Below are 11,890 nucleotides of genomic sequence, written 5' to 3'. Positions count from 1 at the left end.
CTTTATTGTATGTTATCGAACTCACCGGGAGGAATCACAATGTCTAACGAAATGAGAGTCTACCCTGTTCAAGCTCTGAGCGAAGCCCTGGCAGATTCACTGAGTCGACTGTTAATCGACGTGGTTGCAGACGGTGCATCTATAGGTTTCTTACCCCCATTAGGTTATGAGGAAGCAGCAACTTATTGGAACAATGTACTTGAGGACGGTGTAGTTCTGTGGATTGCTGAGAAGGACGGAGTGCCTGTAGGGACGGTACAGCTTCATTTGGCTCAAAAAGCTAACGCTATTCATCGTGCGGAAATTGCAAAGCTTATGGTGCATCCGTCCGGACGCAGACTGGGGATCGCACGACAGTTAATGAAGGTAGCGGAAGAAGAGGCACTAAGTCAGGATAGAACGTTACTGGTGCTCGATACGCGGGTGGGTGATCCTTCCAATGGACTATACGAGTCGATCGGGTTCGTAGAAGCTGGTGTTATTCCGGGTTATGCTCAATCAGCCGATGGTCAGCTGCACGCCACTCGATATTATTATAAGCCATTAAATCCGTATTCTAGTCATAGCTGAACATTTACCGAATAAGTGTGGTATATACGGGTAATCATAACTTGTCATAGGATTACATAACTTTTTCCGCGTTTATTCGACTGGAAAAGCACGGGAATAGAAACGTATAATAAAGAGGGGATCAGAAAAGGTCTTTTTATGTCAATTTGGCTGTACTGAATTGAAGAACGTAGCAAACACAGCGGAGGAATCAGAGAATATGAGGTTGGAGCATGATTTTTTAGGTACCAAGGAAGTGCCATCAGATGCCTATTACGGTGTACAAACGCTGAGAGCAAAAGAAAATTTTCCAATTACAGGCCAAAGACTGCACCCTGAGTTGATTAAAGCCATGGCGATCGTGAAAAAGGGAGCAGCGACGGTAAATATGGAACTAACCCGTTTACATCGCCCCAAAGCAGAGGCCATTATTCAGGCTGCTGATGAGATTATACAAGGACAGTTGCATGATCATTTCATCGTCGATCCGATTCAGGGCGGCGCAGGCACGTCCATTAATATGAATACAAATGAAGTGATTGCGAACCGCGCGTTGGAGCTGATTGGCAAGCAACGCGGAGATTATCAGGAGATCAGTCCTAATAATCATGTTAATATGGCGCAATCGACGAACGATGCTTTTCCTACTGCCGTACACTTGGCTGTATTAAGTATGATTGATAAGCTGTTAGCCACCATGAGTGAGCTTCAGGAAGCATTTTCCCGGAAGGCAAATGAGTTTGATAGTGTGATTAAAATGGGCCGGACTCACTTGCAGGATGCAGTGCCCATACGATTAGGGCAGGAGTTTCAGGCTTATGCGCGTGTGCTGGGTCGTGATATCGGACGCGTCCGTGCGACCAAGCAGCACCTGCTAACGATTAATATGGGTGCAACTGCGGTGGGTACTGGCCTGAATGCAGACCGTCGTTATATTCAGCGTGTCGCAGAGGTACTGGCAGAAGTCAGTGGCTTCCCTGTGGAAGCTGACGAAAATCTTGTAGATGCTACACAAAATACGGATGCTTATACTGAAGTGTCTGCTGCCTTGAAAATTTGTATGATGAATATGTCTAAGGTGGCAAATGACATCCGGTTAATGGCTTCCGGACCTCGTGCAGGTCTGGGAGAACTGAGTCTGCCTGCTCGTCAGCCAGGGTCATCCATTATGCCGGGCAAGGTAAATCCGGTGATGTGTGAGGTTATTAACCAAATTGCTTTCCAAGTCATTGGTAATGATCATACAATCTGCTTGGCTTCTGAGGCTGGTCAGCTCGAGCTGAATGTGATGGAGCCTGTACTGGTCTACAATCTGCTGCAATCGCTGGAAATTATGAAGCAGGGCTTCCACGTCTTCCGCATTCATTGTGTGGAAGGAATTGAAGCGAATGTGGAGCGTTGTCGTGAATATGTAGAGAACAGTGTAGGCATTATTACAGCGCTTAATCCGCATCTTGGATATGAGGTGGTATCACGTATTGCTCGCGAAGCAATTACGACTGGGAAATCGGTGCGTGAGTTGTGCTTGCTGTACAATGTACTGACCGAGGAGGAGCTGGACATTATATTGGACCCGTACCAAATGACTCAGCCTGGTATTGCCGGAGAATCTTTGCTGAATCGCGAATAATGATGCGGAGTATGGAGTTTAGACAGCTTTGAGGCAAGACGAAGATAGCCCCGTCGAATCTGGCGGGGCTATTGTTATGTGATAACACAGATGTAATACGGGAGCCAGCGTGCATAGGGGAGTGTCCTGTCAAGGATGATATGGCTACGCTTATGGTAGAAAAGGGAGAGTTGGATGTTGCTAGAGAAATTATTGGCATACAAGGAATTAGGAATAGGACTCATTGTACTTTTAGTGTTGTTTGCGCTCATCATCAGAGGACTGATACGTAGTCGCAGAAATCGGATTTTACGTGATCTGGACCCACGCAAAATTGGAATTCAGGATATAGATCGTATGGAGGATGGCTCGGAATTTGAGCTTTATTTGCAACGGTTATTATCCACGCTTGGCTATAAGGACATCTATAAAACAACCAGTAGCCGGGATTTTGGAGCGGATCTGGTTTTTACAGACCGTGAAGGCGTCAGAGTTGTCATACAGGCCAAACGTTATGGGGTACAACATCCGGTAGGCCTGGGAGCAGTGCAGGAGATCTATACCTCTATGCGTTATTATGCAGCTGACAAGTCCCTCGTCATCACCTCCGGCCGGTATACGGAATCCTGTAAAACACTTGCTGCTGTCAACGGGGTTAAATTATTAGACCGCAACGACTTGATCGACATGATTGATTTATTTAAGACGAAACGCCGCGAGGAAGTCATGGATCTCATAGAAAGTAAAACCGAAGTGATTGCTTCCAAATGGAGTGAAAGATAATCATAAAAGGGACTGAATTACTGGTGACGAGATCGAAGCCCAGTAATCAGTCCCTTTTATTTTTTAACATAATGCTTGCTCTTATATTGTTAACATTAGATGCCTGTCCAGACATCCTTAGCATAGCGTTTCTCCTGTTGGAGACGATCCAACCATTGCTGTGCTTCTTCTTTATTGGTATGGTGTGCTTCCGCGTAAGCAGCACAAAGGGTGTTTTCTACATCGGGAGCCATCCGGCCACCATCACCGCATACATACAGATGCGCTCCTTCATCAAGCAAGTGAATCAGAGTGTCCGCATCTTCCTTCATGACATGCTGCACGTATCTTTTGGGTTGATCGGGCAGACGTGAAAAGGCTGTATGAAGCGTAACGATTCCCTCCTGCTCCCAAGCTTGCAGCTCTTGCTTGTACAGATAGTCAAGCTTCGGATTACGGCAGCCATAGTATAGATGAGCCTCGCCGAGCTGTTCTCCTCTCTCCTTAAGTACATGGCGTGTCTGGAGGAATCCGCGGAATGGTGCCACTCCAGTGCCCGGACCGACCATGATGACAGGCACGGTCGGGTCTTCTGGCAATCGGAAGCCCGACTGAGGCTTACGCACAAAAATGACAATAGGATCATCTGGTTGGAGCTGTGCCAAATAATTAGAGGCAATTCCTAGGTATTCGCCCTGTCCGCTACGGGCTGGTCCACGCACGACGCCCACTGTTATACTCACCGAATTCGCCAATTCAAGAGGTGAACTGGAGATGCTATAGTAGCGGGGCTTGAGTGGCGGTAAGAGCGCAATAAAGTTTTCAAATGGCAGCTCGCAGGCTGGATACTTCTCCAGAATATCCAGCATCGTGATGCGCTTCTGCCGTATCTCTTGCTCGAAGGATGTGTCCTCCAGCAAAGCTTCAATTTCTTTCTTGTGCGGTGGACACACTGTAAAGGATGCCAGTTGCCGTAGCTGGGCTCTCGTTGCCGGTTCTTGCAGTTCCACACTGAGAGTGAGCAAATCTCCTATGCTGACAGGCCGATCTAAGGGGAGATGCGCCGCATCCCGGTCACTGCCTCTCAATACGATGTAATCCTGTTCCTGTAATTTAAAGCGTTGCATCACCCTTTTGACCAGCGAAGCAGAATTACGCGGCAACACACCAAGGTGGTCACCTTCACGATAGGACAATCCGGTCGGTAATTTGAGCTCCAGATGTCGTGTACTGCGTTCACTTTCAGCAGCAAGTAGCTCACGATTCGCTGTAACGACGGCAGTAACTGCTCCGTAGTTGTCTGCAAGAGGTGTACTGAGTATGGCGCTGACGGACTCTATGCTCAGACTGCTGCTGTCCTGTGGTTCTGTATCATTGTGCTCTACCCCGAAAGCATTCAACAAATCCGGCCATAAGCCGTGGTTCCAGACTTCCCAATCCTTCTCGAAGTCACCGCTGGCATCGCCCTCACCCCGGTCATACAGTCGCTTTGCCCCTTTGGCAGACATCAGCTCGTCGATCAGCCTTGGAATACGCTGATACGTGCTGGCCCAATTGCGGTCGCCGCAGCCGAATACAGCGTACCTTACGCCTGCCAGCTGCCCCTCGTCTGCCTGCTCCAACCATTCTACGAAGGCATCAGCATTATCCGGTGGACGCCCGTTATAAGATGCGGTTGTAATAAGTACCACGCCTTCTTTAGGCAAATTGTCCACACGATCATTCAGAGTTGCTATGCTACTGTTGAAACCCCAATTTCGACCTAAATCGGCTAGTTCACCTGCAAGTCCCTCAGCTGTACCCAGATTCGAGCCGTACAAAGACAGCAAAGAAGTATCATGCTTTTCGGCATGGGGGGGTGCAACCTTGTGTTCCTCTTGTTCATGAAGTTCTTGAACGGCACCTGGCAGCATGACAGCAGTCTGTGTGCTGCGCGGGCGTACTTGAATGGTGAAGCCCTCCGGCTTGAGTGTGAGCGTCTCTTTGACTTTCAACTCATAATGAGTATGATCAATCAGCTCAAAATGTTTCAGTACCATACCCAGCACAAGAGTGGCCTCCTGTAAGGCAAACTGCTGTCCAATGCAGGCGCGTTGACCGTTGCCAAACGGTTTGTAGGCATCTTGCGGAATGGCGGATGGGTCCTCGAAGCGCTCCGGTCGAAATTCCTCAACATCTTCGCCCCAAGCCTCGGTATCACGGTGCAGTTTTGGAATGAGTACATTGACGCTGTCACCTTTTTTAAGTGGGTAGGTTCCGTCGAGCAACGTATCTTCTTTGGCAAAGAGAGAGAAGGCGGGCGCTGTCGGCCATAGTCGCAGAGCTTCATTCAGTATCATCCTTATGTACTTGAGTTCACGAACCTGAGTATAAGAAGGCAGCGAATCGGTGAGCACGCGATCCACTTCTTCATAGGCCTTGGTTAGCGTTCGCGGATTCTTAAGCAAATAGTAAATAGCAAAGGATAAAAGCCCACTGGTCGTTTCATGACCGGCGATGAGAAAAGTGATGATCTGATAGCGGATATTTTCATCATCCAGCGTCTCACCAGTTTCCGGGTCCTTGCCTTCCAGCATACGTGCCAGTAAATCCTCTTCTCCTTGGTTGCCAAGGGTTTTGCGTTCTTGAATAATGCTGTCTACCAGCGAAAACATCGTTTCGATATCGTGTTTAAACTGCTTTTTCTTCGATAACATCAGCTTGTTTTGCAGATTGAGGCGTTGCAGCTGACCCATCGCTTCATCTAATGCGCGTGTCATGCTGGTCACGAACGGATGGGGCTGATCGCGGTAGAAGCTGTTAAAACGATAATTAAAGCCGCATAATCCGATCGTATCCAAAGTCAGCCGGGTCATATCTTCCGGAACCTCTACACTTTCATCGGGATTGAGCCGAGACCATTTTTGTATCAGTTGAACAGCAAGATCAAGCATCATATTGTAGTAACCTTTCATGGCCCGCTGACTGAAGCTTGGCAGCAAAATTTGGTGGGCCTTGCGCCAGTTCGGTTCCTCAGTCCAGCTTGTGAATAGTCCGTCTCCTGCAAAAGCTCGTACTTTTTGTAATGGAGCCCACACTTGTTTGTCGAAACGGGATTCATCACAAGCATCTGCGACCAACTTATGACCGGAAATATAAATGTTCGTTCCTTCAGGCAGATCCATGCGAAAAATTGGACCGTACTCATAAGAAAGCTTAACCAGAGACTGGACAGGGGCATGTGTATCGATCAAGGGCAGATTACCTAAGGGACCATAAGTTTTGGGCTGTGGAATTAAATCTGTCGAAGTCATTTTTAATGTTGCTCCTTTCGAATTGAAATAGAGTGATGGTTTCAGAGTACCTATGTTTTCCAAATTACACTTTATTCTTACGATATAAACGAAAATAAGTGAATTTGGACAGTTCGTATAATAAAAGAAGTATAAAAATATACATTTTTTACATATAGAGAAAAATAATCTTATTTATCATGTTCTATTTACAATGAATTTACAGAAACTCTTATGAAAAAATATGCTTTTATAACCGATATAAAGATGTTGGGGATTTCCAAATTATGCTGAGGTGATATGTCATGAAGAAGCGAGCAAAATTGTTGAATTTTAGGTGGATTCCCATTGTCACAGTCTTTGCATTATTGCTAAGTGCATGTGGGCAGTCGGCAGCACAAACCAAGGCTCAGCCCATTAAGGTGGGAATCGTACTGTCAGATATTGGTCTGGGTGACCAATCTTACAGCGACGCGGCTTTTCGAGGTTTGGTCAAGGCAAGGGATGAGGGGAAGATTGTTTTTGAATACCGGGAAATAACTGAGACCAAGACGTATGATGCGGCTTTTGAGCAGCTTGCTCAAGAAAAAGCAGACTTAATCATTGGGCTGGGTTACATGGTGAAGGACAGTTTAGAATCTATTGCCAAAAAATATCCAGACCGTAAATTTTTAATCGTGGATGAGAAATCAGATTTACCGAATGTGGCCTCTATTAGCTTCAAAGCAGAAGAGGGCAGTTTTATGGCTGGGGTCGTTGCGGGTTTGACGAGTCGAACCGAACAGGTAGGTTTTCTCGGAGGTGCGGAATCTCCTTTGTTGAAAAAATTTGAAATTGGGTATCGCGCAGGGGTGCAATCAGTCAAGCCTAATGCCAAAGTTACTGCAACGTATGCAGGAGATTTTGGAAAGCCGGAACTGGGTACGGAAATTGCAGATGACATGATTAATCAGGATCAGATTGATGTTATATTTGCAGCCGCAGGTCTTACGGGTGTAGGTGCGCTACAGGAAGCGCAAAAGCAGCAAAAATTAGCCATCGGGGTCGATAGTGACCAGTTTTTTATTGCGGAAAAAGCGGTAGTGACCTCGATGTTTAAAAATGTAGACATTGCAATTTATACAGCAATCAAAGGCTTTGCAGATCATCAAAGAAAATTTACGGAGAAGGATATGGTGTTTGGTCTTGCAGAAGATGGTGTAGGTTTGGCGCCTATTCGTGTCGTGACACTGAGTCCGGATCAGCAAAAGTTGTTGGATGATTTAAAGGAAAAAATCAAATCCGGCACACTGACTGTTCCCACCCAATAAATTTTCGCAAACGGAGGATGAAGGCTGATGAAACTGCAAGGTAAACTGGTACTGAACGCGATGATTTCCTTGATCGCTTGCCTGGCTTTAGTGGCATATATCATTTTTGAATTAATTCGTATTAACTCGCAAAGTAGTAATCTGGTTCCGGCTATGTTGAATGTACAGCAGCTCAATGCCTATTTAATTCAGTCAGGGCAGGCACTGCAAAATTATTCAGCTTCCATGACGGAGAGCAACAAAGCCGATGTGCAAAATCAACTGACTCAGTCTGAAAAGACGATTGCTTTGCTTTCACAGGGTATGTTGCAAACCGAAGCGCAGCAAAAGCGACTGAATACGATTAAAACAAAATTCAGCCAATTCAAAGTAGCAACGGAGAAAGCCATGAGTACCCAAAACAGCCCGGAGTCCAAGCGGGAGGCCATGCGTGCCCAAGGGATTCAGAACGATGTATTTATGCTGGATCTGCTGACCAAGGCACGTTATGACCAATACACAGAAGATTTGACCAAGAGCATTCGTTTTACATGGCAATTGGCCTTGGCAGGTGCAGTTATACTTCTGGTGGCGGTTGGGCTATATAATACATATACATCCAGGCAGCTTGCCCTTAGAACACGCAAATTAACGGATGCCGCAAAGCAAATTGCTGAGGGAAATCTGACAGTGCAGCTTGCCCAAACCAAGGGACGAGATGAGCTGGACGAGCTCAATGAATCTTTCCGGGTGATGATCGGGAACTTGCGCAGCATTGTACTCTCCATTGATCAGGCGGGTAATCGTGTCGATCTGATGGCTCGGGATATTGATCAGCATAATGAGGCCATGAAGGAAATTGTGACACAAGTCAGCACGTCAACAGAGGAACTGGCAATAGGCAGTCAGAAAATTGCTGAGGATCTGTCGTCGACAGTTGGCGTTGTGGACGAGATGCAGCAGAAGTTTGAATCGAATCTACTGGAAACCACACAATCGACCGCGTATAGTGAGGATGCTTTGCGTGTCATTGAGCAGGGTACGCGGGTCATGAGCGATCAACTGCGTATTGTTGCAGAAAATCGTTCAGCCATGTCCGAAGTGGAGCAGACGGTCAAGGAGCTGGAGGCTAATGCAGTCGAGATTACAACCATGACTGGATATGTCTCCGAAATTGCCAGCCAAACATCGCTGTTGTCCTTGAATGCTTCTATTGAGGCTGCACGTGCAGGTGAAGCAGGAAAAGGTTTTGCTGTTGTTGCCAATGAAGTGAAAAAGCTGGCGAATCAATCAGAGTCTGCTGTAAAGAAAATTTATACCGCAGTTGACGGTATCACGCAGGCTATGGATAAGGTGAAGATTTCTGTGGCGCAAAGTCAGGAGCTGTTCCGTGAGCAGGAGAAGGCAACCTCCTCAACCGGCGAATCGTTTACAGAGATTAGTGGCAAAGTGCAGCAAATTGCCGGCCAAGTCAGCAAGTTATCAACGGACATGAATGTATCGCGAGAACTGAGCGTACAGGTACAGCAAGCTATCGAAAATATCAGCGCAATCACTCAGCAATCCGCCGCAGGCAGTGAAGAGATTACGGCTTCCACGGTAGAGCAGAAGCGTTCATTTGAGGAATCGGCTGAGAAGGTAAAAGAGCTTCGTCAGATTCGCGAGGAAATGCAGCGGGAGCTAGATCGTTTTCAGGTGGAAAAGACAAGCTAAAACCTGTGAAGCAAGTATCTGTTTTTGCTGAATAATGAATACAAGCAGTGCCAAAGAAGAAGTTCTACCTTGTACAGGGAGACTTCTTCTTTTTTATATGAATGTTGTTCCTTATATTAAGTTTGAATTACATAGGCAGGGAATTCCGACTCTTGCGTCAAATAGTAATAGGGAGAATATGTAACCAGTATATGGGTCAGAGGAAGATGGACAACGAAGTCCGGAAGGATGAAGTTACGGGAATGCTGCGACTTAAGCTTCGATTGATACTGAAAAATAAACAGACAAGATTGATTCTACTGCTTACTCTGTGCGTGTCGCTTGTGATTAGCGTGATCGGCTTGCTATCGTATTCAGGATACCGTGAAGGTTTGGATACCGAGCTGAACACACCCAATATAGAATTGTTGCAAATCAATCTGGATGTGACCAATCGGGCTTTTCGTGAGTCTGATAACAAGGCGCTGGACGCGGCATATCATCCGGATGTAGAGGCGTTTGTACGTGTCCAAACGGATGGGAAATCGCTGGAAGACAAGGCCTCCGTCATAGATCGGCTTCACAAATACTTGAAAACCCTTTCTTCGCACGAAGAAATTTATTCGGTTGAAGTTATTTCTTTGGACAATCATGCTCTCGTATCCAGCAATTATGGTTACATGCCTGATTGGAAACAGGCACCGGATACCACATGGGTTCCCTGGATTCAAGACATTCAAAAAAAGCCGTTGTTGATTAAGCGGAGATGGTATGGCACTGATCGTGAGCAGGGGACAGTAGAGCTGCTTTCGCTGGCCAGGCCCATAGTAGAGGATGGTCAGGTCATGGGTGCGGTGCTAATCAATCTGGATTATGACCGTTTTTTCTCCAAACTCTATATTCATTTATCCAACTCACAATACGTGTATGATCTGGAGGGCGAGTTAATCTATCCCAAGCTGAGATCGTCCTTACCCTTAAATGATATGGGCAGGATTTTGAAAGAGCTGGATGTGAGCCCCTATGCTTATGTGGAGATAGGGGACATGGAATATATGGCCAACCAAACCTTTTCAGATGTAACGGGCTGGCGTCTAGTATCGCTCGTTCCGATGGACAAGCTGCTGAAAAATGTAAAGCTGGCGCGCAATATGATGCTGTGGCTTGCCTTTATCTCCATACTGGCTGGGTGCTCAGCAGTTTACTATTACAATTATGCAGCTTTTCGCCCCATGAAAAAAATTAATAGCCTATTAAATTCGGGCAATAAGGGAACGCGCCAAGGAGGATTGTATGACCTGGAACCTGTGATTAGCAAACTGGTTGGAGAGTTTCACCGCAAATCATTGGTGGTAGAGCGAAGCCTGCCGGAGCTGCGTTCCAAATATATGGAAGATGTCATCCAGCGTAGAATGGGCATACAGGAAATGCGTATGAAATGGGAACAGTATTTTTCCGATTGGGACGGCCATTCTTTGTTTGTCATGATCGTGTCCATTGACCGGTATTCTGCGTGGGCTGCAAGCTTTCCAGAAGAAGATAAAATGCTGCTCAAGTATGCGCTGAACAATATTTTGCTAGAGATGCTCGAACCTTACTGGAAAGCAGTATGCTCGCCGGAGGAGGAAAGTGGTTTTATTGTGCTGTTACAGTTCAGTGAGAGTTCGAATGAAGTTGGTACAGAGACTGATCTCCAAGAGAGCATTTTGCTTCAGAAAAGTGTGGATAGGCTGATTCAGGTTGTCGGTGAGTATCTTCCTTTGACTATTTCTATAGGGATTGGTCATATGGTCACGGATATTCAAGAGGCACGGGCGTCTTTTATAAAAGGAAAAGAGGCCCTTAATTTGCGTTTGTATGAGGGGTATGGACGTTCATATACGAATATAGACAGCAGCATAAGTGTGAAAAAGGATAACACAGTGGATGAACAGTCAAAGGAGCAGATTCAGGATTCAACATTGCTGGACAATCGGCGTGTGGAAATGATTCGTGCCCTGGAGTCACAGGAACCTGGTGCAAGTGTAAAGTTAATCAGCCACTGGGTAGAAGAACTTCGACTCCACAGAACATCCCCAGCCCAGGTTTACTTGTTTGTTCATGAATTGCTGGAAGATTTGCTAAAATGGTGTACCACTCAGAGTGTGACGCCGCCGGATCAGCTTGCTGATTACCACTGGAATCAGATTCTGACACTAGACCTTCAAGACATTGAGGTATTGCTGGTCATTATGTTGACTGATATCGAAGAAAAATGGCACGGTCGCATTCAGTCCAAAGATTTTGTGCGTGTACAAGAGATGATCGAATATATGGAACATCATTTGCATTTGAACATCGGGCTTCAGGAAATTGCGGATCATGTTCACATGAGCGTGTCCTCGGTGAGCAGCATGTTCAAGGAAGAAACGGGGACCACCGTTTACGATTATTTGACTGGATTACGCGTAAAAAAGGCATGCACATTACTATGTGAAACCCATTTGAAAATCGGTGAAATTGCAGAACAGGTCGGATACCGAAATGAGAACAGCTTTATTCGGGTATTCCGCAAGCACAAACAAGTGACCCCAGGGAAATTCAGACAAATCAGCAAATCTTCCAATGAATATGCAGATCGGTCAAAAGGCCGATACTTTGGCGAAATAGAAGATAAATACGAAGATTAAGCGATAGCTGTAGCCCTCCACGTTGCGGTACATTGACTTCATGTAAAC

The 11,890-nt window shown here is 46.2% G+C and carries 7 protein-coding genes; 6 read left to right on the top strand and 1 reads right to left on the bottom strand.

What is annotated here, in order from left to right:
• Positions 1-39 precede the first annotated feature (39 nt).
• The 3 genes from NLX82_RS04845 to NLX82_RS04835 all read left to right on the top strand — a co-directional run bounded on the left by NLX82_RS04845 (position 40) and on the right by NLX82_RS04835 (position 2,941).
• On the top strand, positions 40-570 hold the full coding sequence (locus tag NLX82_RS04845) for a GNAT family N-acetyltransferase (protein ID WP_053325827.1): 531 nt from the start codon (positions 40-42) through the stop codon (positions 568-570).
• 199 nt (positions 571-769) lie between these two features.
• Positions 770-2,179, top strand: coding sequence for an aspartate ammonia-lyase (aspA, locus tag NLX82_RS04840; RefSeq protein WP_013311251.1), 1,410 nt, complete (start codon positions 770-772; stop codon positions 2,177-2,179).
• Positions 2,180-2,353: 174 nt separating this feature from the next.
• Positions 2,354-2,941, top strand: a complete 588-nt coding sequence (locus NLX82_RS04835; RefSeq protein WP_254347529.1) for a restriction endonuclease — start codon at positions 2,354-2,356, stop codon at positions 2,939-2,941.
• Between the two features lie 95 nt (positions 2,942-3,036).
• Here NLX82_RS04835 and NLX82_RS04830 read toward each other — a convergent pair whose 3' ends face one another.
• Entirely contained in the window at positions 3,037-6,213 is a 3,177-nt protein-coding gene (locus NLX82_RS04830) for a bifunctional cytochrome P450/NADPH--P450 reductase (protein WP_254347528.1), read from the bottom strand.
• 284 nt (positions 6,214-6,497) lie between these two features.
• Here NLX82_RS04830 and NLX82_RS04825 point away from each other — a divergent pair, with 284 nt between their 5' ends.
• From NLX82_RS04825 to NLX82_RS04815, 3 genes are all read left to right on the top strand, one after another.
• A complete protein-coding gene (locus NLX82_RS04825; protein WP_028542535.1) occupies positions 6,498-7,502 on the top strand; it encodes a BMP family lipoprotein in 1,005 nt (334 codons plus the stop codon).
• A 27-nt stretch (positions 7,503-7,529) separates the two neighbouring features.
• On the top strand, positions 7,530-9,194 hold the full coding sequence (locus NLX82_RS04820; protein WP_254347527.1) for a methyl-accepting chemotaxis protein: 1,665 nt from the start codon (positions 7,530-7,532) through the stop codon (positions 9,192-9,194).
• A 206-nt stretch (positions 9,195-9,400) separates the two neighbouring features.
• On the top strand, positions 9,401-11,842 hold the full coding sequence (locus NLX82_RS04815) for an AraC family transcriptional regulator (RefSeq protein WP_254347526.1): 2,442 nt from the start codon (positions 9,401-9,403) through the stop codon (positions 11,840-11,842).
• Positions 11,843-11,890: the final 48 nt, after the last annotated feature.

Source organism: Paenibacillus sp. A3M_27_13 (assembly GCF_024213315.1).
GTDB lineage: Bacteria > Bacillota > Bacilli > Paenibacillales > Paenibacillaceae > Paenibacillus > Paenibacillus polymyxa_B.
The sequence above is the reverse complement of the archived record's forward strand: the minus strand, read 5'-3'. Positions and strand labels throughout refer to the sequence as shown.